General features: G+C 50.9%; 25 protein-coding genes. 15 read left to right on the top strand and 10 right to left on the bottom strand.

Annotated elements, in window-relative coordinates:
- Positions 1–416 precede the first annotated feature (416 nt).
- The 9 genes from BGL48_RS02355 to dinB all read left to right on the top strand — a co-directional run bounded on the left by BGL48_RS02355 (position 417) and on the right by dinB (position 8830).
- Positions 417–1757 (top strand): Na(+)-translocating NADH-quinone reductase subunit A, encoded by a 1341-nt coding sequence (locus tag BGL48_RS02355; protein ID WP_069361144.1) that lies wholly within the window; start codon positions 417–419, stop codon positions 1755–1757.
- A 3-nt stretch (positions 1758–1760) separates the two neighbouring features.
- On the top strand, positions 1761–3002 hold the full coding sequence (locus tag BGL48_RS02350; protein ID WP_069361143.1) for an NADH:ubiquinone reductase (Na(+)-transporting) subunit B: 1242 nt from the start codon (positions 1761–1763) through the stop codon (positions 3000–3002).
- Positions 2992–3795: a Na(+)-translocating NADH-quinone reductase subunit C gene (locus BGL48_RS02345; protein ID WP_069361142.1), complete on the top strand. Its 804-nt coding sequence runs from the start codon at positions 2992–2994 to the stop codon at positions 3793–3795. The genes BGL48_RS02350 and BGL48_RS02345 overlap by 11 nt, the downstream gene beginning before the upstream one ends.
- On the top strand, positions 3788–4420 hold the full coding sequence (locus BGL48_RS02340; RefSeq protein ID WP_069361141.1) for an NADH:ubiquinone reductase (Na(+)-transporting) subunit D: 633 nt from the start codon (positions 3788–3790) through the stop codon (positions 4418–4420). Before BGL48_RS02345 ends, BGL48_RS02340 begins: the two co-directional genes overlap by 8 nt.
- 6 nt (positions 4421–4426) lie before the next feature.
- Positions 4427–5023, top strand: coding sequence for an NADH:ubiquinone reductase (Na(+)-transporting) subunit E (nqrE, locus tag BGL48_RS02335; protein WP_069361140.1), 597 nt, complete (start codon positions 4427–4429; stop codon positions 5021–5023).
- 31 nt (positions 5024–5054) lie between these two features.
- Positions 5055–6278 carry an NADH:ubiquinone reductase (Na(+)-transporting) subunit F gene (nqrF, locus tag BGL48_RS02330; RefSeq protein ID WP_069361139.1) on the top strand — a complete coding sequence of 408 codons (1224 nt, stop codon included), beginning with the start codon at positions 5055–5057 and terminating at the stop codon, positions 6276–6278.
- 85 nt (positions 6279–6363) lie between these two features.
- Positions 6364–7380, top strand: a complete 1017-nt coding sequence (locus BGL48_RS02325; protein ID WP_069361183.1) for an FAD:protein FMN transferase — start codon at positions 6364–6366, stop codon at positions 7378–7380.
- 96 nt (positions 7381–7476) lie between these two features.
- Positions 7477–7698, top strand: a complete 222-nt coding sequence (nqrM, locus tag BGL48_RS02320) for a (Na+)-NQR maturation NqrM (protein WP_069361138.1) — start codon at positions 7477–7479, stop codon at positions 7696–7698.
- A 55-nt stretch (positions 7699–7753) separates the two neighbouring features.
- Entirely contained in the window at positions 7754–8830 is a 1077-nt protein-coding gene (gene dinB / locus BGL48_RS02315) for a DNA polymerase IV (protein WP_083238384.1), read from the top strand.
- Here the strand turns inward: dinB and BGL48_RS02310 are convergent.
- Complete coding sequence (locus tag BGL48_RS02310) at positions 8827–10302, bottom strand: aminoacyl-histidine dipeptidase (RefSeq protein ID WP_069361137.1); 1476 nt, start codon at positions 10300–10302, stop codon at positions 8827–8829. The genes dinB and BGL48_RS02310 overlap by 4 nt on opposite strands.
- 710 nt (positions 10303–11012) lie before the next feature.
- Here BGL48_RS02310 and BGL48_RS02305 point away from each other — a divergent pair.
- From BGL48_RS02305 to BGL48_RS02280, 6 genes are all read left to right on the top strand, one after another.
- Entirely contained in the window at positions 11013–12305 is a 1293-nt protein-coding gene (locus BGL48_RS02305; protein ID WP_069361136.1) for an NCS2 family permease, read from the top strand.
- 57 nt (positions 12306–12362) lie between these two features.
- Complete coding sequence (gene gpt / locus BGL48_RS02300; RefSeq protein ID WP_069361135.1) at positions 12363–12818, top strand: xanthine phosphoribosyltransferase; 456 nt, start codon at positions 12363–12365, stop codon at positions 12816–12818.
- A 162-nt stretch (positions 12819–12980) separates the two neighbouring features.
- The gene (gene frsA, locus BGL48_RS02295) at positions 12981–14234 is read left to right on the top strand and encodes an esterase FrsA (RefSeq protein WP_069361134.1); all 1254 of its coding nucleotides are present in this window, start codon (positions 12981–12983) and stop codon (positions 14232–14234) included.
- 130 nt (positions 14235–14364) lie between these two features.
- On the top strand, positions 14365–14766 hold the full coding sequence (crl, locus tag BGL48_RS02290; RefSeq protein ID WP_069361133.1) for a sigma factor-binding protein Crl: 402 nt from the start codon (positions 14365–14367) through the stop codon (positions 14764–14766).
- A gap of 85 nt (positions 14767–14851) precedes the next feature.
- A complete protein-coding gene (gene proB / locus BGL48_RS02285) occupies positions 14852–16006 on the top strand; it encodes a glutamate 5-kinase (protein ID WP_069361132.1) in 1155 nt (384 codons plus the stop codon).
- Between the two features lie 22 nt (positions 16007–16028).
- A complete protein-coding gene (locus BGL48_RS02280) occupies positions 16029–17282 on the top strand; it encodes a glutamate-5-semialdehyde dehydrogenase (protein ID WP_069361131.1) in 1254 nt (417 codons plus the stop codon).
- A 71-nt stretch (positions 17283–17353) separates the two neighbouring features.
- On the opposite strand, the gene lipA is transcribed toward BGL48_RS02280, so the two are convergent.
- The 9 genes from lipA to rsfS form a co-directional block, all read right to left on the bottom strand.
- The gene (gene lipA / locus BGL48_RS02275; RefSeq protein WP_069361130.1) at positions 17354–18319 is read right to left on the bottom strand and encodes a lipoyl synthase; all 966 of its coding nucleotides are present in this window, start codon (positions 18317–18319) and stop codon (positions 17354–17356) included.
- Complete coding sequence (gene lipB, locus BGL48_RS02270) at positions 18316–18972, bottom strand: lipoyl(octanoyl) transferase LipB (RefSeq protein ID WP_069361129.1); 657 nt, start codon at positions 18970–18972, stop codon at positions 18316–18318. Before lipB ends, lipA begins: the two co-directional genes overlap by 4 nt.
- A 78-nt stretch (positions 18973–19050) precedes the next feature.
- Complete coding sequence (ybeD, locus tag BGL48_RS02265) at positions 19051–19320, bottom strand: DUF493 family protein YbeD (RefSeq protein ID WP_069361128.1); 270 nt, start codon at positions 19318–19320, stop codon at positions 19051–19053.
- A gap of 128 nt (positions 19321–19448) precedes the next feature.
- Positions 19449–20600: a serine hydrolase gene (locus tag BGL48_RS02260; protein WP_369795687.1), complete on the bottom strand. Its 1152-nt coding sequence runs from the start codon at positions 20598–20600 to the stop codon at positions 19449–19451.
- A 112-nt stretch (positions 20601–20712) separates the two neighbouring features.
- On the bottom strand, positions 20713–21534 hold the full coding sequence (locus BGL48_RS02255) for a septal ring lytic transglycosylase RlpA family protein (RefSeq protein WP_069361127.1): 822 nt from the start codon (positions 21532–21534) through the stop codon (positions 20713–20715).
- A 2-nt stretch (positions 21535–21536) separates the two neighbouring features.
- Complete coding sequence (rodA, locus tag BGL48_RS02250; RefSeq protein WP_069361126.1) at positions 21537–22655, bottom strand: rod shape-determining protein RodA; 1119 nt, start codon at positions 22653–22655, stop codon at positions 21537–21539.
- Complete coding sequence (gene mrdA, locus BGL48_RS02245; protein ID WP_069361125.1) at positions 22652–24532, bottom strand: penicillin-binding protein 2; 1881 nt, start codon at positions 24530–24532, stop codon at positions 22652–22654. The genes rodA and mrdA overlap by 4 nt, the downstream gene beginning before the upstream one ends.
- A 6-nt stretch (positions 24533–24538) precedes the next feature.
- The gene (gene rlmH, locus BGL48_RS02240) at positions 24539–25009 is read right to left on the bottom strand and encodes a 23S rRNA (pseudouridine(1915)-N(3))-methyltransferase RlmH (RefSeq protein WP_069361124.1); all 471 of its coding nucleotides are present in this window, start codon (positions 25007–25009) and stop codon (positions 24539–24541) included.
- 6 nt (positions 25010–25015) lie between these two features.
- On the bottom strand, positions 25016–25333 hold the full coding sequence (gene rsfS / locus BGL48_RS02235) for a ribosome silencing factor (protein WP_046073734.1): 318 nt from the start codon (positions 25331–25333) through the stop codon (positions 25016–25018).
- Positions 25334–25392: the final 59 nt, after the last annotated feature.

Genomic DNA, 25392 nt, shown 5'->3' with positions numbered 1-25392 from the left:
TGAGCCGATATGCTTAGGCGTGTTGATTCTTCACGTTATGGCAACAAATTCTTACATAAAGTCGCTGGTGGGGTGGGTATCAACGCGGCGCTTGGCGCACCACGCGAACAGCGTGGGGTCGGTGACCGTCACCTTAAGACGAGCAAAAAAACAACAGTAAAACTGTGAGCTTACAACGAGCATTGTTTGTACAGGTATGCATAATTGCCACGCCCTAGTGACAATACCCATAGAATCAATACTGGGGTTAGTGATAGAATGCCGTGCTTAAAGACTAACCTAGGCTACCTTTGTGTAACGTCATGGTTAGCAGGATGTTGCGACGGTGCGCCCTCAGGCCACCATACAGTCGAAAGTCGTGTCTTTAACTGCGCAATAACAGAATTCTTTTTCCCGTTAATGTAGTGCAAGTGCGTATGATTACAATAAAAAAGGGTTTGGATATCCCCATTGCTGGGACTCCTGCTCAGGTGATAAATGATGGCCCAGCTGTCAAGAAAGTCGCCTTGCTTGGCGAAGAGTACGTTGGAATGCGCCCCACAATGCATGTGCGAGTGGGTGATGTGGTGAAAAAAGGCCAGGGCCTTTTCGAAGATAAGAAAAACCCTGGTGTGGTATTTACTGCTCCCGCAGCCGGTAAAGTGGTTGAAGTCAACCGCGGTGCCAAACGTGTTCTTCAGTCTGTCGTCATTGAAGTCGATGGTAACGAGCAAGTCACATTCAACAAGTATGAAGCGTCGCAACTGGCCTCTCTTGAGCGCCAAGCGGTGGTGGACCAATTGGTTGAGTCGGGGATGTGGACAGCGCTCCGCACGCGCCCGTTCAGCCGTTCGCCCGCGATTGATGCCGTGCCGGAAGCCATTTTTGTGAATGCAATGGACACCAATCCGCTCGCCGCGGATCCGAAAGTGATCATTGATGAGCAAAAAGAGGCATTCGTTGCAGGTCTTGATGTACTCTCTCGCTTAACTGACAAGCAAGTGTTTGTTTGTAAGGCGAATGTAGAGTTACCCACCAGTCAGCAATCTAACGTTGAACAACATGTCTTTGCTGGCCCTCACCCAGCAGGCTTAGTGGGCACCCATATCCACCACTTGCGCTCAGCAAGCATGGAGAAAAAGGTGTGGCATCTTAACTACCAAGATGTGATTGCGTTTGGCCACTTGTTCCTTACCGGTGAAATCAACACTGATCGTGTGGTGTCATTGGCAGGCCCGATGGTTAACAAGCCACGCTTGGTACGCACGCAGCTAGGCGCAAACCTTGACGAGCTGACTGATGGCGAGCTGATGGCGGGTGAAAGCCGTGTTATTTCTGGCTCAGTGCTGTCGGGGACCAAAGCGTCTGGCCCGCATGCTTACTTGGGTCGCTTCCACTTGCAAGTATCGGTATTGCGTGAAGGCAACGAGAAAGAGCTGTTTGGTTGGTTGTCGCCAGGTAAAAACCGCTTCTCAGTGACGCGCGCCTACCTTGGCCACCTATTCAAAGGCCAACTTTTCAATTTGACCACCTCGACCAATGGCAGTGATCGTTCCATGGTACCAATCGGTAATTATGAGCGAGTAATGCCACTAGATATCGAGCCAACAATGCTGCTGCGTGATATCTGTGCTGGCGATACAGATAGCATGCAACAGCTGGGCGCGCTGGAGTTAGATCCTGAAGATTTGGCCCTTTGTACTTTTGTCTGCCCAGGCAAGTACGAGTACGGTCCAATGCTCCGCGAGAGCCTAGAAAAGATTGAGAAGGAAGGGTAACTGATGAGCCTTAAAAATTTTCTAGAGCAAATCGAGCCACACTTTGAGCCAGGCGGCAAACATGAAAAATGGTTTGCCCTGTACGAAGCGGTTGCCACCATTTTGTACACCCCGGGTATGGTGACCAAAGCCGGCGCGCACGTGCGTGACAGCATCGATTTGAAACGCATCATGATCATGGTGTGGTTTGCTGTGTTCCCCGCGATGTTCTGGGGCATGTATAACACAGGTAACCAAGCCATCATGGGATTGATGGATTTATATTCTGGTGACCAACTGGCACAGGTGATCAGTGGTAACTGGCATTATTGGCTCACCGAGTCGATTGCGGGGCCGCTATCCGCTGCCGGGTGGGGAACCAAAACCATTCTAGGCGCTACCTACTTTCTGCCTATTTACGCCACCGTATTTATTGTGGGTGGTTTTTGGGAAGTACTGTTCTGCATCGTGCGCAAGCATGAAGTCAACGAAGGTTTCTTCGTCACCTCGATTCTCTTTGCACTGATTGTGCCGCCAACCTTGCCATTATGGCAGGCTGCACTGGGTATCACCTTTGGTGTGGTGGTTGCCAAAGAGATCTTCGGGGGAACTGGACGTAACTTCTTGAACCCTGCGCTTGCGGGACGCGCGTTCTTGTTCTTTGCTTATCCAGCGCAGATCTCTGGCGATCTAGTGTGGACAGCCGCAGACGGTTACTCAGGCGCAACGGCATTGAGCCAATGGTACTCCGGCGGTGAAGGCGCGTTGCAACACAATGTCTCCGGGCAAGCGATGTCTTGGATGGATGCCTTTATCGGTAATATCCCTGGCTCTATCGGTGAAGTATCAACCCTTGCTATCTTGATTGGTGGCGCGGCCTTGGTATACATGCGCATTGCCTCATGGCGTATCATCTTGGGTACGTTCGTCGGTATGGCGGTGGCGGCAACTCTGTTTAACCTGATTGGTTCCGACACTAACCCGATGTTTAGCATGCCTTTCTACTGGCACTTGGTTCTAGGTGGCTTTGCGTTCGGCATGATGTTTATGGCAACGGATCCGGTTTCGGCCGCGTTTACCAATAAAGCGAAATGGTGGTACGGCGCATTGATCGGTGCCATGGCAGTGATCATTCGCGTGGTTAACCCAGCATATCCTGAAGGCATGATGCTGGCGATCCTGTTCGCTAACCTGTTTGCACCCTTGTTCGATAACTTGGTGATTCAGGGCAACATCAAACGGAGACTGGCTCGTAATGGCAAGTAGTAACGATAGTATTAAGAAGACGCTGATCGTTGTTATCGCGTTGAGCTTGGTATGCTCAATCGTGGTGTCCGGTGCAGCGGTAGCCTTACGTCCTTTGCAGCAGATGAACGCAAAGCTCGACGTACAGAAGAACATCCTCTCGGTCGCTGGCATTGAGGTGTCGGGCGGTAAGAGTGCGATCAATGATGCTTATAACAAGTACATTGAACCGCGTCTGGTTAGCTTAGATAAAGGCGACTTTGTCAGCCCCGATGCGGCCAATGTCGAAGACGTCGCAGACTACGACCAGCGTGAAGCCGCCAAAGACCCTGGGATGTCGAAAAAGCTAAGTGGTGACGAAAATGTCGCTGGTTTTGGCCGTCGTGCCGATATTGCGAAGATCTACTTGGTGAAAAACGACACAGGTGATTTGCAACGCCTCATCCTGCCAGTGAAAGGCTCGGGTCTTTGGAGCATGATGTATGCGTTTGTTGCGGTCGAGCCTGATGGCAATACGGTGGCTGACATCGTCTATTATGAGCAAGGGGAAACCCCGGGCTTAGGTGGCGAGGTTGAAAACCCGAAATGGCGCGCGAAGTGGGATGGCAAAAAGCTATTTAACGAACAAGGCGAGCCTGCTATCAAGGTGGTTAAAGGCGGTGCACCGAGTGATAGCGAGCACGGTATTGACGCGCTATCGGGCGCAACCTTGACCAGTAACGGTGTCGAGAAACAATTTGATTTCTGGCTAGGTGATTTGGGCTTTGGTCCATTCTTAGCAAAAGTTCGAGAGGGAGGCCTGACCAATGGCTGAAACGAAAGAACTGAAGAAAAACCTGCTGTCGCCAGTGTTAGACAATAACCCGATTGGCCTTCAGGTCCTCGGTGTATGTTCGGCACTCGCGGTGACCACGCAGATGCAGACGGCGTTTGTTATGACCTTGGCGGTGATGTTCGTTACCGCGATGTCTAACTTGTTCGTATCGCTGATCCGCAACCACATTCCGAATAGTGTACGTATCATCGTGCAAATGGCGATCATCGCGTCATTGGTTATCGTGGTTGACGAAACGCTTAAAGCGTTTGTTTATGACATCTCTAAGCAGCTTTCGGTCTTCGTGGGGCTGATCATCACTAACTGTATCGTGATGGGACGCGCAGAAGCCTATGCGATGAAATCGTCGCCGCTGCCGTCATTTATCGATGGTTTGGGTAACGCATTAGGTTATGGCTTCGTGCTGATGACGGTTGCCTTCTTCCGTGAGCTGCTTGGCTCAGGCTCTGTCTTTGGCGTGTCTATTCTGCCTGTGGTCAGTGAAGGGGGTTGGTATCAGCCAAACGGTATGATGCTGCTGGCCCCATCTGCATTCTTCCTAATCGGCTTTTTGATTTGGATTGTGCGTACCTTCAAACCCGAACAAGTTGAAGCGAAGGAGTAACAGCACATGGAACATTATTTGAGCCTGCTGGTGCGCTCAATCTTTATTGAGAACATGGCGCTGGCATTCTTCCTCGGCATGTGTACGTTTTTGGCGGTGTCCAAGAAGGTAAAAACAGCGTTCGGCCTCGGTGTCGCTGTGGTGGTGGTATTGACTATCGCAGTACCGGTGAACAATTTGGTCTATAACCTGATCCTACGTGAAGATGCATTGGTGAAAGGGATCGATCTTAGCTTTCTCAACTTTGTGACCTTTATCGGTGTTATCGCCGCATTGGTTCAGATTTTGGAAATGACATTAGATCGCTTCTTCCCGCCACTTTATAACGCGTTAGGTATCTTCCTGCCGTTGATCACGGTGAACTGTGCCATCTTTGGCGGCGTATCATTTATGGTACAGCGTGATTACAACTTCGTAGAGTCAGTCGTATACGGCTTCGGCTCTGGGGTGGGCTGGATGTTAGCCATCGTCGCCCTTGCGGGTATCCGTGAGAAAATGAAGTATTCAGACGTGCCGCCAGCACTGCGGGGATTGGGGATCACCTTTATCTCCGTTGGCCTGATGGCATTGGGCTTTATGTCTTTCTCTGGTGTGCAACTGTAAGCCGGGTAAACTGCGAGAAAAGGAATAGTCAATGGACATTATTCTTGGTGTAGTGATGTTTACTCTGATTGTGCTGGCGCTGGTATTGGTGATTTTATTCGCCAAATCCAAGCTGGTACCAACCGGAGACGTCACAATTGATATCAATGACGATCCTGAAAAAGCGATCGTGACTCAGCCAGGTGGCAAGCTGCTTGGCGCACTGGCCGGTGCTGGTGTGTTTGTATCGTCTGCCTGTGGTGGCGGTGGTTCATGCGGTCAATGTCGCGTGAAAATTAAAGAAGGGGGTGGTGATATTCTGCCCACCGAGCTTGACCACATCACCAAAGGCGAAGCGCGTGAAGGTGAGCGTCTTTCATGTCAGGTGGCAATAAAACAAGACATGAAAATTGAGCTGCCGGAAGAAATTTTTGGTGTGAAGAAGTGGGAATGTGAAGTTATCTCCAACGATAACGAAGCCACATTCATCAAAGAGCTTAAACTGCGCATCCCTGATGGTGAGTCGGTTCCCTTCCGAGCCGGCGGCTATATTCAGATTGAAGCGCCACCGCATCACATCAAATACGCAGATTTTGATATTCCTGAGGAATACCGAGAAGACTGGGAGAAGTTTAACCTTTTCCGCTATGAGTCGAAGGTGGATGAAGAGATCATTCGTGCGTACTCGATGGCTAACTACCCAGAAGAAGAAGGCATTATCATGCTGAACGTGCGTGTGGCAACACCACCACCACGTAATCCTGATGTGCCACCGGGTCAGATGTCATCTTATATTTGGTCACTTAAGCCAGGCGACAAGTGCACAATCTCAGGCCCATTCGGTGAGTTCTTTGCTAAAGACACCGATGCGGAGATGGTGTTTGTGGGTGGTGGTGCCGGTATGGCGCCAATGCGTTCACACATCTTTGACCAGCTTAAACGTCTGAATACCGACCGTAAGATCACCTTCTGGTATGGGGCGCGCTCGAAGCGAGAAATGTTCTACGTCGAAGATTTCGATATGCTCCAAGAGCAAAACGATAACTTTGAATGGTACTGTGCGCTATCGGATCCGCTTCCAGAAGATAACTGGGAAGGGGACACGGGCTTTATTCACAATGTGCTTTATGAAAACTATCTGAAAGATCATGAAGCGCCAGAAGATTGTGAGTACTACATGTGTGGGCCGCCGATGATGAACGCCGCCGTGATTGGTTTGCTTAAAGACCTGGGTGTCGAAGACGAAAACATCATGTTGGATGATTTCGGCGGGTAAACACCGACAGTCTATCTTACCGCTTAATGGCTGGCCTATGGGCCAGCCATTTTTACGTATGAAACTGATGTCCAAGGACACCGCTATGAAGACGTTATGGTTACGCTGTGCATGGGTATTTGCGCTGATTGTGGGATTACTCGGTTGCGACCGTGCCCCTGAGTTGGTGCATCTGACTGGTGAGACCATGGGAACATACTACTCGGTGAAATATATCGCCACAGAGAACACCCCATCTCAAGATAAGGTTCAAGCTGAGATTGATGCGCGTTTGGAAACGGTTAACGATCAGATGTCGACGTATCGTACCGACTCCGAATTAAGCCAGTTCAATCAGCAGAAAGCGGATATACCAATGGACGTATCACCCGCAACCGCAACGGTAGTAAAAGAGGCGATACGGCTGAATACGTTCACTCAAGGGGCGTTAGATGTCACCGTCGGCCCATTGGTGAACTTATGGAGCTTTGGGCCAGAGAAACGCCCCGAGAATATTCCGAGCGACAAAGACATCGCCTCTCGCATGGAAAGGGTTGGGTTGTCGCATTTACAGGTTGAGGATAACACCCTTACCAAAACCCATCCTGATTTATACGTCGACTTATCGACCATTGCCAAAGGGTATGGCGTCGATGTGGTCGCCAATTATCTAGGGTCGCTTGGGCTCGATAATTATTTGGTTGAGATTGGTGGTGAGTTACAATTAAAGGGTGTCAATCAAGATCAAAACCCATGGCGGATTGCCATTGAAAAACCCAGTGCTGGCGCGCAATCTGTGCAGGAGATCATTCAACCCGGTGATATGGCCGTCGCCACGTCTGGCGATTACCGCAACTATTTTGAGCAAGATGGTGTACGTTATTCGCACATTATTGATCCCAAAACAGGACGACCCATTAACCATCACCTCGTGTCCGTCACCGTGCTTGATCCCTCTTGCATGACCGCGGATGGCTTAGCGACGGGTTTTATGGTGTTGGGGCCAGAAAAGGCCATGGCGCTGGCCAATCAAGCGGATATTCCCGCGTTTATGGTGGTCAAAACCGATGACGGGTATAAAGAAATGGCGTCAGAGGCCTTTAAACCGTATCTAAACCGTTAGTGCGTCACGCACTGGCGTCTATTACACGCATCAGGCGTGGAACTAGCGCTCAGCGGTATCTCGCTGAGCGTGACGACTAAAAGTAGGTGAGCAATTATGTCAGTTTTTCTTATCACCTTTGCTGTCTTTGTACTCGTCATTGCCGGTATGGCGATTGGTTACATTGTGCAGCAGAAAACCATCAGTGGTAGCTGTGGCGGCTTAGGGGCCGTCGGTATCGAGAAAGAGTGTGACTGCCCAGAGCCATGCGATGCGCGGAAAAAGCGAGAAGAGCGCGCAGAAAAAACGCGTGAATGGAAGAAAAACCAAATAATCTAGGGACAATGCCCATCGTGGTGATCGCCACCGATGGGCTTTTTAGCGACGCAGCATAATGACCAGCTCAATAACCGGCCGTGCGAGCAAGAAAATCATCCATATCGACATGGACTGTTTTTATGCGGCCGTCGAAATGCGCGATAATCCTGCGTTGCAAACCATTCCCTTAGCGATTGGTGGGTCTGCGAATGGACGAGGTGTCATCGCCACTTGTAATTATCCGGCGCGCCGATTTGGGATCCGCTCGGCGATGGCGACGGCCCAAGCCCTCAAACTATGCCCTGGGCTAACCGTCATGCGCGGCGACATGGGTAAATACCGCCGAGTGTCTCAGCAGCTTCATGCTATCTTTCACCGCTACACTGATACCATAGAACCGCTTTCCCTTGACGAAGCCTATCTCGATGTCTCTGAAACGCAATGTTATCAAAATTCTGCGACCTTAATAGCCGAAGCCATCCGGCGAGACATTCGGCATGAATTAGCGTTAACTGCCTCCGCGGGCGTGGCACCGGTGAAGTTTGTTGCTAAAGTCGCGTCAGACAAAAACAAACCCGATGGTATTTGTGTCGTGGCGCCAGATCAGGTCGATGACTTTGTCCGTGACCTCCCTTTGCAGTCGATTCCTGGTGTGGGGCGAGTCACACTGACGAGATTACACGAATGGAATCTTTTCACCTGCGCAGATATCCAGGCTTGCGACCAAACCGCCTTGATACAGCGGATGGGGAAATTTGGTGCCGTGCTATGGCAGCGGGCGCACGGTATTGACCCACGAGAGGTTGAAGTTGAGCGAGTTCGCAAATCCGTGGGGGTGGAGCGTACCCTATCTGAGGATATTGACCAGCTCGAGGCTTGTTTACCCTGGATAGAGCATCTTTATCAAGCGTTATTGCTCCGCTTAGAAAAAGCCGATGCCAATGGCCGAATTTGTCGGCAGGGGATCAAAATCAAGTTTAATGATTTTCAAACCACCACGGTGGCCCATCGATGCGAGTCACTTGACCGCGCGTTGTTTGATACCTTGCTGCATGAGGCGTTTTATCGTGGCGAGGGAAGACGTATACGACTGATTGGGCTATCGGTAGGGTTGGGGGACGACACTGCCCCCCAACTCAGTTTACTGGGTTAGGCCGATTTAGCGGGGATTGCCTTTAAAATGGCCTGCATTTGCTGCCAGTAATGACCCACACTATCGATATGCACTTTTTCATCGGGCGAATGGGGGAACTTGATGGTTGGGCCGAATGAGATCATATCCATCGTTGGGTACGGCTTCTTAAACAAGCCACATTCAAGACCGGCATGAATCACCATGATATCAGGCTTACGCTGATAAATGCCCTCATAGGTGTCACGAAAGATATGCATGATTTGCGAGTCAGGATCGGGCTTCCAGCCTGGGTATGCCCCTGAGAACTCGACCGTGACATTGGCAAGACTCGCCAACGACTGTAGCATTCCTTGCATCATTTCTCTGCCCGAATCGATTAACGAGCGGATCAGAAATAGTACAGTGATACGATCCTCTTCGGTGTTGATAACCCCTAAGTTCAGTGACGTCTCCACGACGCCAGGTATATCATCACTCATTCTTACGACGCCGTTTGGTGCTGCATTTAACGCCGCTAATAAGCGGGACTGCACGGCGCGTGTCAGTGGTGCTACGGGGTTGTCACATGGCTCTAGAATGACAGTGATTTGCGGTTCAAGCTGGCCGAGCTCCGCTTTCATCAACATGGCAAAGTCATCGATCGCGGCCGCCAGTGCTTGCTGCTGATCGGCAGGGACGGCGATATCGGCAAACGCCTCTCGTGGGATGGCATTGCGCAAGGTGCCGCCGCGTAATGCAAGTAGGCGAGTATCTGTTTCACCAAGGTGATGACTGAGCAAACGGGCCAGTAATTTATTGGCATTGGCGCGACCCGTATGAATATCGACGCCCGAATGGCCGCCTTTTAGCCCTTTGATCCCCACCGTAAAACGTGCAAGTCCTTCATCGTCTGCCTGACGCTCTATTGGAAAGTGCATACTGGCATCGACGCCACCGGCACAGCCCATGTACACTTCCCCTTCTTGCTCCGAATCCGTGTTGAGCAAGATGTCCCCGTTTAGCCATCCTGCTTCCAAGCCAAATGCGCCATCCATCCCGGCTTCTTCATTGGTGGTGAGTAGCACCTCTAGCGGACCATGTTCGATGTCATCAGCGTCCAGTACCGCAAGGCATGAAGCCATACCAATGCCATTATCTGCGCCTAATGTCGTGCCATCAGCGGTCACCCAGTCACCATCGACATAAGGGCGAATAGGATCGCGCGTGAAATCGTGCACAGTGTGCTCGTTTTTCTGCGGCACCATATCCAAGTGGGCTTGGAGGACAACCCCTTTACGATTTTCCATTCCGGGTGTTGCCGGTTTACGAATCAATAGGTTACCCGTTTGATCCTGACGGACGTCTAGGCCGCGTCCTTTGGCCCAGTCGATAATAAATTGAGCAAGTTGTGACTCATGATAAGAAGGATGAGGAATAGCACAGATCTGGTCGAAGAATGCCCAAACGGGGCGAGGTGATAATTGGCTGATTTCAGACACGGTAGACTCCATTTTATTTTATCTATGGCCTTTTTCGTAGCAGGCCTCACTGGAATGGAAAAACAAACCCAAGGATATCACTGTCTCTATATTGACAACAGTCACCCATAGAAACCGCTTATGCCAGCTTTACTAGGCGTTTTTATTGTAATTAAATTACACATATGAATTTTTTGTGACTATGGTCACCTTAATGCTTGTAAATAAATTACCATTGGGCTATTATCTAGACATTGGCAACCAAGCTTGCCAGTTGTTCATGGAGTGAACCCGAGTATTCGCCTCCAAGGAACCGAGATAAATGTGAACAACATTGGTTTAAACTTGAGAGAGGTTAAAAATGGAAGGCATGGTATCAAGCTACTACTGGAACCAGCAGTCAGTCTATACACAAGGTTTTACATATCCGACATCGTTCGGGTATAGCAAGTAAGTTTTACGATTCCCCCGCTCTTACAGAGTCATTTCTGATCCAGAAGCAAACGCTTTAATTCTGGCGCCGCACTATGTGTGGCGTTTTTTTTGTCTTGCTCGTCCACTGTCCAACTATACTGACTGTTTTGATAGTTATTCGTTCTAATCAGCGATAATCACGGTGATTTCGAGCTTTTTATCCTGGAAATTTCCGCCGCCGATCGGTAAGATTTGCGCCAAATTTTAGTACGCAAACGTTTTCCTTTTGTATCTCGTGATACACCACGTTTAGTTTGGGACAAAAACCGATGTTAGAGCGTTTATTTAAACTCAAAGCCCATGGCACGGATCTTCGCACGGAAGTGATTGCTGGGTTTACCACCTTCTTAACCATGGCGTACATCATATTCGTCAACCCATCGATTTTGGCCGAAACAGGCATGGACAAAGGCGCAGTCTTTGTCGCCACCTGTCTCGCCGCCGCGATCGGTTGTTTAGTGATGGGGATTGTGGCCAATTACCCAGTGGCGCAAGCGCCGGGTATGGGCTTGAATGCCTTTTTCACCTATACGGTGGTATTGCAGATGGGTCACTCGTGGCAGGTTGCGCTAGCGGCGGTGTTTATCTCGGGTCTATGTTTTATCTTGCTGAGTGTATTGCGCGTGCGAGAATGGATTATTAACTCTATTCCCATGCCACTAAGAACCGGGATTTCTGCCGGTATTGGCCTTTTCTTAGCGCTCATCGCCTTACAAAATGCGGGGATTGTGGTCGATCATCCCGCCACCCTCGTGGCGCTCGGTGATGTCACTGCGTTCGCACCTGCAATGGCGGCATTGGGTTTCTTCCTGACCATTGGCCTTGTGCACCGTGGCTTGAAAGGGGCGGTGATGATCGCCATTTTAGCGGTCACCGTGATTGGTGTGGTGGCCGGTGATGTGTCTTATGGTGGCGTGATGTCAGCTCCACCCAGCTTAGCACCAACCTTTATGCAGTTAGACTTTTCCGGTGCATTGGAAGTGGGTCTGGTCTCGATTGTGTTCGCATTTTTGTTTGTTGACCTTTTTGATACCGCAGGAACCTTAGTGGGTGTGGCACAGCGCGCGGAACTGCTCGACAAAGATGGTAAACTACCGCGCTTAAATCGTGCTTTACTGGCAGACAGTACCGCGACCTCCGTCGGGGCGCTTTTAGGCACGTCAAACACGACCTCTTATATTGAGAGTGTCTCTGGGGTCGCCACGGGCGGGCGCACAGGCCTAACGGCGGTCGTTGTCGGTATCTTGTTTTTGCTCGCGCTCTTTTTTGCGCCGCTTGCTGGTATGGTGCCGGCTTATGCGACCGCCGGCGCATTGTTTTATGTGGCGATTTTGATGATGTCGGGCTTGGTTGGCATCAACTGGCGAGATCTCACTGAAGCGGCACCCGTGGTGGTTGTTTGTTTGCTGATGCCGCTCACTTACTCGATTGCAAGCGGCATCGGGCTTGGCTTTATTGCATTTTGTGCCGTAAAAACCTTTGCGGGCAAAGGGCGAGAAGTCCCTGTCAGTATTTGGATTTTGGCGGGGTTGTTCTTACTCAAGTTCGTTTTCTTGGTGTAAAACAGCTGTCCGCATTTGATGTTATAACAAGGCGAGAGTCGCCACGAGGTTTTCACCATGAGCAATAAGTTTATTATCACTTGGGACAATATGCAGATGTACACCCGTCAATTGGCGGAGAAGTTGCTGCCCGCAGAGCAATGGAAGGGAATTATTGCCGTCAGCCGCGGGGGCCTCGTGCCTGCTGCCATACTGGCGCGTGAGCTGGGTATTCGTCATGTCGATACTGTGTGTATCTCAAGTTATGACCATGATCATCAACGTGATATGCGTGTGGTGAAGCAAGCGCCCGGTGATGGTGAAGGCTTTATCGTGGTCGATGATCTGGTGGATACCGGTGGGACCGCAGAAATGGTCCGCCAGCTATATCCGAAAGCCCGTTTTGTCACCGTCAGTGCCAAGCCGGCTGGGAAGCCTTTGGTTGATGACTATGTGGTCGACATTGCCCAAGACACTTGGATTGAACAGCCTTGGGATATGGCGGTCAGTTATATTGATCCCATCGCCAAGTAAGTCATTCATGCTCGCACCTTTAAACGCCGCGTGATCACGCGGCGTTTTTGGTTTCTGTGGCTGCGTTTGGACGGGTGTGGCTGATTAGCGCGGAAAATCATGGCCTTGATATGTGTATGGTTTAAACTAACAGCACGTTACATAAAAAGCCTAGGAGTGGGTGTGTCGGACAACGAATCACAAAACCTATCGGTCAAGCTGTTTGCTAAACACAAGCATGCCACCGAGACATCGACCCTGTTCGGGGCCGTCCAGCAAATCCAACAGTCAGATTACTCGGCATTTGATGGTGACAGTGAGTCGAGTTGGTATCGAATGCGCCGCCGTGGTCAATGGACATGGCAAGGGGTCGACCCATTGGAAATGGAAGCGATTTTTGCCCGCATCGCATACTCGGATAATTCACGTTCGGTCGATTCACTGCTTGATACGGTAGAAGGCTATCGCTCGGGAAACTGGAACTATGAATGGACCGCGGTTGGCATGCAGCATCAAAAAGCCGCCCAAGCCTTGATGGATGAGGGAAAAGCCAAACAAGCGGGGGAGCAATGGTTACAAGCTTGCACGTATTTTGGTATTGCCGCATACCCTCACTTGAAAGGGGACAGCTTGGCGCTGCAGTCGGAAACCTTGGCATTTAAGGCATTTGAAAGTGCGATTGCGCAATTGCCGTTCACAGTAAAAACGGTGGAGACGCGACTCGATGGAAAGTCACTGAAAGGGTACCTCTATTTACCCCGCACCGACGCTACTTTGCCGGTGGTTATCTTAAGCGGCAGCTTAGATAGCTTACAAACTGACTTGTGGCGCCTGTTCGTTGACTACTTTGCCCCCGCCGACATAGCGGTGTTAACCCTGGATATGCCGTCCGTGGGGCATAGCTGTCATTGGCATCTCAATGAAGATACCAGCCGTTTGCACACCGCGATGCTGGATAAATTGGTCGATGTACCTTGGGTGGATCATCACCGTGTGGGCACCATGGGGATTCGCTTTGGTGCTAACCCGGCAGTCAGAATGGCGTTTCTCGAGCCGCATCGGGTGAAAGCCAGTGCGTCACTGGGTGGCATTGTTCATGCGTTGCTGACAGACGCTTCCCTAATGAAAAAAATGCCACCTATGTACCTCGATACCCTGGGATCGCGCTTAGGACGTCGCATTCCTATTGACACATTGAAAACCCGTTTACAGGCGTGGTCATTAAAAAATCAAGGGCTACTCACCGGGCGGCGCACAGAGGTGCCTATCCTTGCACTTAGCCTTAAAGATGATCCTGTTTGTCCGGAGTCAGACAATCAAATGATCGCCAGATACAGTCGCGGTGGCAAAGCCATGACCTTACCGAATACCCCGCTACATGATGGCTATCACCGCGCTTTGACTGAAACCGTTAAGTGGTTCGAGGATGTGCTTTAATCGAATGATGAGGGCACGGATAAAAATGAAGATGTGATCCACCGCTGAAAGCGAGATATTGTCGTTCACCTGATGGCTAAGCCCATGATATACCATGAACAAGGACGTCAAAGTGCCATTGGAGGACACGATGAGCGAGCAATTACCGCTTTCATATGGACGATTAAAAACACGTTTTACTGCATTGGGCCCTTACTTTCGCGAAGGAAAGTCAGACACTGAGCGCTACTTTTTCGATAGTCTATCTGTCTGTGTGGATGCTAAAAAAGATCCCGATGCACGCGAATTCTGGGGCTGGTGGTTAGAACTCACTCCGCACTTTGAAGGCTTTGAATATCGCTATGGCTTTGGTTTGTATGATAAAAAAGGGGATTGGGTCGCCAAGTCGATTCCGCGTGAAGCGCAAGCAGCAGTGGATAAAACCCTGACTCACTTTTATGACAAGTTGTGCGCCTTGCTAGAAGATGAATTAAACCTTGCCCTTTCACCAAGCCAAGCTCTGACTGAACCCGAACTGGCTTGCTCAGAGTAACCCGCCATTTGCCTGATCCCACCCCTTGTTAAATACACGAGGGATTGATAAAAGAGAGACATACGCTTTTGTGGATCAGGCAACCATGACAATTCAAGATGTATTCCAAGACGGTGACCTTGCGGCCAGCGTCTCTCCTCAAACGTTGGTGGTAAAACTCGGCACCAGTGTGTTAACGGGCGGCTCTGCGCGTTTAGACCAAGCACATATGGTCGAGCTGGTACGCCAATGCGCGCGTTTACGCCAGCAAGGTCACCAGGTGATCATTGTGTCATCCGCGGCGATTGCCGCAGGCAGAGAGCACCTCGGCTATCCGGTACTCGCTGACACCGTGGCTAACAAGCAAATGCTGGCCGCGGTGGGGCAATGCCGTTTAATACAAACCTGGGAGCACCTGTTTGCTTTGTACGGCTTTCAAGTCGGTCAAATGTTGCTTACCCGGGCCGATTTAGAGCACCGAGAACGTTTTCTCAACGCCCGTGATATGCTTCAGGCCTTGCTGGATAATGGCATCATTCCGATTGTGAATGAGAACGATGCGGTTGCCACTTCTGAAATCAAAGTCGGTGATAACGATAACTTATCCGCATTGGTCGCGATTCTCGCGGATGCCGACAAACTCCTGCTGTTAACAGACCAACCCGGCTTGTTTACGGCCGATCCGCGTTCCAACCCCGATGCCGAGCTGATTCGTGAAGTCCATACCATTGATGAAACCTTACGCAAATTAGCAGGTGGCAGCGTAGGGGGCCTTGGCACCGGCGGGATGGCGACCAAGCTTCAAGCGGCTGATATTGGCCGTCGAGCGGGTGTTGAAGTGACCATTGCCGCGGGGAGTAAGCCTGAAGTGATTCAAAAAGTCATCGTTGGGGATAACGCTGGCACACGCTTTTTGCCTCTAGAAAGCCCGCTAGAGAGTCGTAAACGCTGGATCCTTGCCGGGCCCCCACCAGCGGGTGATATCGTCGTCGATGCAGGTGCGATTACCGCGGTGACGCAAAAAGGTAGCAGCTTGTTGAGCAAAGGCATCGTTGCGGTGAAAGGGGCGTTCTCACGCGGCGAGGTAGTGCGTATTCTCTCAGTGGAGGGAAAATGCGTTGCGCGTGGTATTTGCCGCTATACCGCCAGTGATTTGCGCCGTATTGCTGGCGCGCATAGCCAGCAAATCACGGATATTCTTGGTTATGAATACGGGCCTGTCGCGATGCACCGTGATGACCTTGTGGTAGTAGACAATTAAAAAAGAGCAAGACGGGGACACAATGAGCTTACAAAACATGGGTAAAGCGGCCAAAGAGGCTGCACACCAACTGGCTGTGACATCCACGGCCATCAAAAACCAAGCACTCGCCATTATTGCCGATGAGCTTGATGCGCAGCAAACGGCGATCTTAGCCGCCAACCAAAGCGATCTCGCCGCCGCCCGTGAGGCAGACATGGATCCTGCGATGTTGGACCGCCTAACCCTGACCCCAGAACGTTTAACCAATATGGCCAGCGATGTGAGGCAAGTGATTGCGCTGGCTGATCCCGTCGGACAGATGCTTGATCATAAGCTGCTGGAAAACGGTATGTCCTTGTCAAAGCGCCGTGAACCGCTAGGGGTTATTGGAGTGATTTACGAGGCGCGCCCCAATGTCACCATTGATATCGCGGCGTTGTGCTTAAAAACGGGCAATGCCGCCATTTTGCGAGGCGGGAAAGAAACCTTTGCGACTAACCAGGTATTGGTAAAGGTTATTCAAGCAGGGTTAGAGAAAGCCGGTCTGCCACATGCCTCGGTGCAATATATTGAAAAACCGGATCGCGCGCTGGTCTCTGAGTTACTGACCCTTGATGAATATGTCGACATGATCATTCCACGTGGTGGGGCTGGACTACATAAAATGTGTAAACAAAACAGCACCATCCCTGTGATTATCGGGGGATTTGGCATTAGCCACTTGTATGTAGATCACAGTGCCGATCTTGATAGGGCCCCCGAGGTGATCCTCAATGCCAAGACAGATCGCCCCTCAGCCTGTAATGCCTTAGACACCTTACTGGTGCACAAAGACGTTGCAGCACAACTATTTGCTCGTTTGACCCCCCTCTTTAATCAGCACGGTTTGCACATTGTCGCTGGTTCAAGCGCATTGCCTTATCTTGATGGCGTCGAGCAACTGCGTGAGGCGCAGATAGGGGACTTTGATAGCGAGTGGTTGGGGCCAACGCTTGGTGTGGTGGTGGTTGATAGTGTGGATGAAGCGCTCGCGCATATGCGCGCGCACAATGCCAGCCATTCCGATGCCATTTTGACCAACGACTTGCAGGCAGCTGAAACCTTTATTAATGGTGCTGGCTCGGCGGCAGTGTATGTCAACGCCTCAACGCGCTTCACCGATGGTGCGCAGTTTGGGCTTGGGGCAGAAGTGGCAGTTTCGACGCAAAAGCTGCATGCACGTGGCCCGATGGGGCTCGAGGAGCTGACTACCTATAAATGGGTGGGGCGTGCGGACTATTTATCACGTCACTGAGTACCCAAGATCATCGATAATAAAAAACCGCTAGTCTGGCTAGCGGTTTTTTGTCTCAACAGCTTGGGCGCTTATTTGATTTCCACGCCTTTCGCCTGTAGATCGGCATGGTAGGAAGAGCGAACAAACGGGCCGCATGCGGCATGCGTAAAGCCCAAATCGAGGGCAATCTCTTTCAGCTCGTCAAACTCTTCAGGTGGCACATAACGCTCAACCGGTAAGTGGTGGCGGCTCGGTGCCAAGTACTGGCCAAGCGTAAGCATAGTCACGCCGTGCGCACGCAAGTCTTTGAGAACCTCGATGATCTCTTCTTTGGTTTCACCCAAGCCCATCATCAAGCCTGACTTGGTGGGCACCTCAGGGTGCATCTCTTTAAACTTTTTCAGCAGATCCAGTGACCACTGATAATTGGCACCAGGGCGGGCTTTGCGGTACAACCGCGGCGCAGTTTCCAGGTTGTGGTTGAACACATCGGGTGGATTGTTTTGCAAGATATCGAGTGCGCGATCCATACGGCCACGGAAGTCAGGCACCAATGTCTCAATTTGGATCTCTGGATTGAGCGCGCGGATTTCACGGGTACAATCGACAAAATGCTGGGCACCACCGTCACGCAAATCATCACGGTCAACTGAGGTGATCACCACATAGCGCAGTTTCATGTCTTTGATCGTTTGCGCCAGATGCTTTGGCTCTTCGCTATCAGGGGCAACAGGACGACCATGGGCGACATCACAAAAAGGACAACGACGGGTACAAATGGCCCCGAGAATCATAAAGGTCGCCGTGCCGTGGCTGAAGCACTCGGCAAGGTTCGGACACGACGCCTCTTCACACACAGAGTGAAGGTTGTTTTTGCGCATCGCGTCTTTGATTTCTTTAATGCGTGCGGTTTCAGCCGGGAGCTTGATCTTCATCCAATCAGGCTTACGCAGCACTTCTTTTTGCTCGGTCGGCATATTTTTGACCGGGATAAGCGCCATTTTGTCGGCGTCGCGGTACTTAACACCGCGTTCCATCTGAATCGGTTTGCTCATAAATCGCTGCTTTCCGTTGTAAACTCAACCTCAGAATACATCAGCTGTTGAGTTAAAGTGTCTACCAGCACAGGTTGAACGTCCTCGAGCGTGACTTTGCCAACCTGATCGCTCAGTTGCGTCATGGCCATACCAGCGTAACCACATGGATTAATACGCTGAAACGGTGATAAGTCCATATTGATGTTGAGTGCCAGTCCATGGAATGAGCACCCGCGACGGATACGGAGCCCAAGAGAACATATTTTTGCATCGTTAACGTAAACACCGGGCGCATCTGGGCGAGCGTAAGCGTCAACGTGGAAGTGTGCTAATGTGCTCACCACAAGATCTTCAATATGGCTAACGAGCGCCCGCACACCGACTTTTTTACGTTTGAGGTTTATCAGGAAATAGGCGACGAGCTGGCCTGGCCCATGATAGGTCACCTGTCCGCCACGATCTGATTGTACGACTGGGATGTCGCCAGGGACCAATACATGCTCCGTTTTTCCCGCTTGTCCTTGGGTAAAAACCGGATCATGCTCAACCAGCCAGACTTCATCACGCGTGTCTTCGTCGCGACGATCGGTAAAGTCTCGCATCTGCTCCCAGACGCGTAGGTACGGTTGACGGCCAAGGTGCCTTACAACGAGTTGGTGCTGCAAACCCATTTCCCGTGTTGTTGTCAGTGGCGATATTATAGAGGCTGGCAGCGTGATTTAAAGCCGCCAGTCGTGTGGGTATTCGAATTAGAGAACCATGCGGACAATTTCAATCTCACCCAGCTCTTTATATAAGGTTTCTACTTGCTCAATAGATGTCGCCTTAATAGTAATAGAGACCGAATGATAGTTGCCCTTGGCACTCGGCTTGACGGCTGGGCTGTAGTCGCCAGGCGCATGACGCTGGATCACGGTCAGCACATGATCGGGTAGCTCAGGTTTTGCCTGGCCCACCACCTTGTAGGTGAATTGGCAAGGAAACTCCAACAGATCTTTTAATTTCGGTTGCTCTTGCATGTTAACTCCCAACTGCAGGCTGATAGAGGCACGCGTTTGTGCGATTGATCACGATTAACGCGAAATACTAATCTGCCAAGCGCGAGAAAACAAGCCGCCCACCAAGTTGGTGGGCGGCACAGAGAGGGTTAACCGACGAGGTTTTTAAACATCATCACGATGTAATCTATTAAGCGACTAAAAAGCCCACCCTTTTCAACATCGTTTAGAGCGACAAGTGGGTATTCCGCCACATCCTCATCATCCACTTGATAGAAGAGTTTACCCACGACATCACCTTTACTGATCGGGGCTTCCAAGGTGTTGTCGAGGACAAAACTGGCTTTCAGATCTTGCGCCTTGCCACGGGGAAGCGTGACAAAGGTGTCTTCTGTCACGCCGAGCGCGACTTCGTCTGTATCACCCATCCAGACCTTCTCAGTCACAAAGGTTTCGTTGGCTTTGTGAGGCGCGACGGTTTCAAAGAAGCGGAAACCATAGTTGAGTAGTTTCTTGCTCTCTGCTTTGCGGGCATTGGCGCTTTTGGTGCCCATGACCACCGAGATAAGACGCATGTCGCCCTCGGTGGCAGAGGTGACAAGGTTGTAGCCAGCACCGTCAGTGTGGCCGGTTTTAATACCATCGACGTTGAGGCTCTTATCCCACAGCAAACCATTACGGTTGTATTGCGTGATACCGTTATAGGTGAAGGCTTTCTCTTTATAAATACGGTATTCCGCCGGTACATCACGAATAAGGGCTTGGCCGAGTAGCGCCATATCGTACGGCGTGGTGTAAAGATCTTTGGAGTCCAAACCGTGAACATTAGAAAAGTGAGAGCTGTCCATGCCCAGGGTTTCGCCCCAGCGGTTCATCAGATCGACAAAGGCGTCTTCTGAGCCGGCAACATGTTCAGCCATCGCCACACAGGCATCGTTGCCTGACTGGATAATAATGCCACGATTGAGATCTGCCGCTTTGACCGTGGTGCCGACTTCGATAAACATCTTCGAAGAGCCGGGGAAGTTTTTGGCCCACGCATTCTCACTAATGACAACGTCATCATCCATCGAGATATTGCCACGCTCAACTTCCTGACCAATCACGTAACTGGTCATCATTTTGGTCAAACTCGCAGGATTAAGGCGTTGATAGGCGTTATTTTCCGCCAGCACCTCGCCGGAATGATAATCCATTAATACGTAGCCTTTGGCGGCAATTTGCGGCGCATCAGGCACAACAGCAGGCGCGGCTTGAGCAGTCGCAGAGGCGAACAGGGCTGCAGAAAGCAGTGTACGCATGCGGAAAACGGTTTTATTCATCATTGTTAGTACTTATGTCGGTTATCGATGTCGATACTGTGCCCTCACTATACCAAATTGCGGATAGAGGGACAGGCTCGATTTCTTTAACTTATTGATTGTTTGTTTTTGCACCTGTGACAGATGTGTCACCATTCACAAGTGCTTCGGTAACGATAAATGCCCCTGGCAACTGATGCTGCTTTGCCGTGCGCATCGCTTGCTGTGCTTGGTCTCTATCGTAAAAAGGTCCAAAGCGAACACGATACACGGTATCACGGCGGGCGATATGTGTCGGTAGACCATGGGCCTTCGCCAATTGTTCCGCTTTTTGATTGGCTTTTAGGCCATCAGATAGCGCGGCGAGTTGTACATAATAAGCATGATGACGCGCGGAGTGCCACTCGTCATCCGCAGGCTTACTCGGCGAGAGTAGACGCAGTGATACGGGCGCTGTGCCTGTTTTTAATACATCTAGCTTTTTGGCGGCAGCGTAGCTTAGGTCTATCAAGCGTTGATTGTGAAAGGGGCCGCGGTCATTGACGCGCACAATGGCCTTTTTACCATTATTTTGGTTGGTCACTTCCACGTAACTGGGCAGGGGAAGGGTTTTGTGCGCGGCTGACATAGAGTACATATCGTACACTTCGCCATTAGAGGTGCGATGGCCATGAAATTTTTCCCCATACCATGAAGCAATGCCCGCCTCTTGGTAGCCTTTTGGATCGCGTAAAATTTGATAGCGCTGACCCTTTAACGTGTAATCTTTGTTACCCGCGAGGCTGTAGGGCTCATATCTAGGTTGCGCGTTTTCTGCGTGAATAACCGGTGGCACCGTCTCGGGTGCTTTATCACTGTGCATGTCGTAGCGGCCTTGCTGGCTGCTGCATGCACTTAATAAGACGATAGCGCTAGAAACGATAATAGCTCGCATGTTTATGCCCTGGATAACATTTTACGATGAGTGTGAATAGACATCAGAATGCCAAAACCGGCCATCAGTGTGACCATCGAGGTGCCGCCATAACTGATAAGTGGTAAGGGTACCCCAACCACAGGAAGAATGCCGCTGACCATGCCAATATTGACAAAAACATAAACAAAAAAGCTTAACACGATGCTGCCAGCCATCATCCGGCCAAACGCCGTTTGGGCACGGCTGGCGAGCATTAGCCCGCGGCCAATCAAAAAGAGGTACAGGGCCAGCAGTACACAGACACCGATCAACCCCCATTCTTCAGCGATTACGGCGAAAATAAAGTCAGTGTGTCGCTCAGGGAGAAACTCCAATTGGGACTGTGTCCCTTGCAGCCAGCCTTTGCCGCTTAAGCCACCAGAGCCAATGGCAATTTTAGATTGAATGATGTGATAGCCTGCGCCCAAGGGATCGGATTCTGGGTTAAACAAGGTCAGCACGCGGGTACGCTGATAATCATGCATTAGGAAAAACCAGAGTACAGGGACAAAACTGGCGAGCGCGACGACGGCAGCAATAATAATTTTCCAACTGATCCCGGCCAAAAACAGTACAAACACCCCAGAGGCGGCAATCAGTATGGATGTGCCTAAATCGGGTTGCTTAGCAATCATAATGGTGGGGACAAACAGTAACACCAGAGCGATGAGTAAGTGGGTGAATTTGGGAGGAAGCGGATCTTTGCCAATATAGCGGGCCAGCATGAGCGGTACCGCAAGTTTTATGATTTCTGATGGCTGGAAGGTCACCACCCCGAGATCGAGCCAGCGCTGAGCACCCTTTGCGGTTTCGCCAACCAATAGAACGGCGGCTAGTAAGACCACGCCCACGGCATACAAATAGGGCGCCCAGAACTCATAGTGGCGAGGTGGTACTTGGGCGAGGGCAAACATGACCGCGAGCGCCAACAGCATGCGGATCGCCTGGCGTTCCATCATCACCATGCTTTGACCACTGGCGCTATACATCACCACAAGGCCGAAGCCCATCAGTAACAAAATGCCAACCAGCATCGGCAGGTCGAGGTGTAAGCGATCGAACAAAGAGCGTTTCGCGCTGACTTGGGCAAGTGAACTCATTGTTTGGCCTCGTTTGTCTCTTTGTCTTCCAACAAAATATGGTCGAAGATGCGACGGGCAATAGGGCCGCCGTTGCTCGAGCCTCCGCCTGCGTTTTCCAGTACCATAGAGACCGCGACTTCTGGATCTTCAAAGGGTGCAAAGCCGATAAAAAGTGCGTGATCGCGTAGATGTTCAGCAATTTCATCCGCATTGTATTCTTCGTCTTCACCCAGCCCAAATACTTGAGCGGTCCCTGATTTTCCGCCAGACAAATATTCTGCAGAACGGAATGAACGACGCGCGGTTCCTTTGCGACCGTGGTTAACCAGTTGCATACCTTTAAGGCCGACATCCCAATATTTATCGTCGACCCCTTTAATCGGTGGAAACGGCTCGGCGTCGGGTTTGTGGGTGCCATGTTCATCGCGCGTTTTGTTTAATAGTTTGGGTGCTTTGACGTCGCCACGGTTGAGTAGCACGGTCAAGGCTTTGACGATTTGCATCGGGGTGGCGGTCCAATAACCTTGCCCAATCCCGACGGGAATCGTGTCACCTTTATACCAGGGTTGGCGGTAGCGACTCATTTTCCATTCGCGGTTAGGCATATTAGCGCTACTTTCTTCTTGAATGTCGATGCCCGTGTATTGGCCAAAGCCAAATTTTTCCATCCACATAGAGAGTTTATCGATCCCCATGTCATAAGCGATTTGATAGAAGAAGGTATCGACCGACTCCTCGATCGATTGCACGATGTTGACCCGTCCGTGCCCCCAAGGGAGCCAATCGCGGAAGGGGCGCGTATCCGAGTTGGGGATCCGCCAATAACCCGGGTCGTTACGCGTGGTCTTGGTGGTGACCACGCCTTCTTCGAGCGCGGCAACGGCAATGAAAGGCTTCACCGTCGAGGCGGGGGGATAAATACCGAGAGTGGCGCGATTGACCAAGGGACGATCTTTATCATTGAGCAGCTGCCGGTATTGCTTGCCAGAGATGCCATGGACAAATAAGTTAGGGTCATAGCTTGGGGTAGAGACCATCGCCAGTACGCCTGAGGTGTCAGGATCGACCACCACCACCGCGCCTCGTCGGTCACCAAGGATCCCACGCACATAGAGCTGCAGATCAATATCGAGGTTGAGGATAAGGTCTTTGCCTGGTTGCGGGGGCACATATTTGAGCGTGCGTATCACGCGGCCACGGCTGTTCACCTCAACTTCTTGGTAGCCGGCTTTACCATGCAGCGTTGACTCGTAGTATTTCTCGATCCCCAGCTTGCCGATGTCTCGGGTTGCTTTGTAGTTGTTCAGCACCCCTTTTTGTCTTAGCTTGGCAATATCGCGATCATTGATTTTGGCGACATAGCCGAGCACATGGGTCAGTGCATCGCCGTAAGGGTAATGGCGTTTTAAGTAGGCTTTTATTTCCACCCCAGAAAACTGATGCTGGTGCGCGGAAAAAATGGCAACTTCTTTATCGGTGAGCTGAGTTTTTAGTGCGACGGCATTAAACCGTCGCGAGCGGCGACGCTCTTTTTGAAAGCGGGCAATGTCTTTGTCGGTCAATGAAAGTAAGTCTTTTAGCTGGGCGAGGGTTGCCGGCATATCATCGACTTGCTCAGGGGTCACTTCTAGGTGATAAACGGGACGATTTTCCGCTAGTAATTTTCCATTGCGATCATAAATCAGGCCACGGTTAGGGGCGACGGGAACGACCTTGATACGGTTATCGTTCGAGCGGGTTTGGTAGTCTTGGTGCTCGGTCACCTGAATATGATAAAGGTTAGTCAGCAGCACCCCGACCAACGCCATAATACCGACAAAGCAGACGATAGCGCGACGCACAAACAAGGCCGCCTCGGCGCTGTGGTCTCGTATTTCAACTCGTTGGCGCTTCATCTCAACTTATTCTCGATGGTACGGATGATTGGTGGTGACACTCCACGCGCGGTAAAGGCTCTCTGCCATGATAACCCGAACTAATGGGTGAGGCAGAGTCAGTGGTGACAGAGACCAGCTTTGCTCCGCAGCAGCCTTACACTGTGGCGCAAGTCCCTCTGGCCCACCGATCAAAATAGCGACATCGCGGCCATCAAGTTTCCACTTTTCCAACTGATTAGCCAATTGTGGTGTGTCCCAAGGCTTGCCGGGAATATCGAGTGTCACAATGCGACTACCCCGGCTGACGGCCGCCAACATGGCGTCCCCTTCTTTTTGCAAGATGCGGGCGATATCGGCATTTTTGCTGCGCTTGCCAGCAGGGACCTCTATTAGCTCGAGTGGCATGTCTTTTGGAAAGCGGCGTTGATATTCTTCAAAGCCTTGCTCTACCCATTTGGGCATTTTATTGCCGACCGCAATCAGTTGGATTTTCATGATGGTTTAGTTCCAGAGCTTTTCCAATTGATAGAGTTGGCGTTGCTCCTCTTGCATGACGTGCACCATGACGTCACCTAAATCGACGACCACCCATTCGCTGTCATCTTGGCCTTCCGTGCCGAGCGAGTCGATATCCACTGCTTGGGCTTGTTCACACACATGCTCGGCAATAGAGGCGACATGACGGCGAGAGTTGCCGGTGCACAGCACTAAAAAGTCGGTAATGCATGATTTGTCGCGGACATCCAGGGTCACAATATCGCTGGCTTTTAACTCATCGACCTTATCGGTCACAAACTGTTTTAACTCGTTCGCTTGCAAAGAAAACCTCTGTGTTTTGCTCTTGGTTTTATCTAGGCAGTATACCACTTGCTACCGCT

This window comes from Salinivibrio sp. SS3 (assembly GCF_001722105.1).
In the GTDB taxonomy this organism is placed as follows: Bacteria; Pseudomonadota; Gammaproteobacteria; order Enterobacterales; family Vibrionaceae; genus Salinivibrio; species Salinivibrio kushneri.
This window is presented reverse-complemented; position numbering and strand designations above follow the sequence as displayed.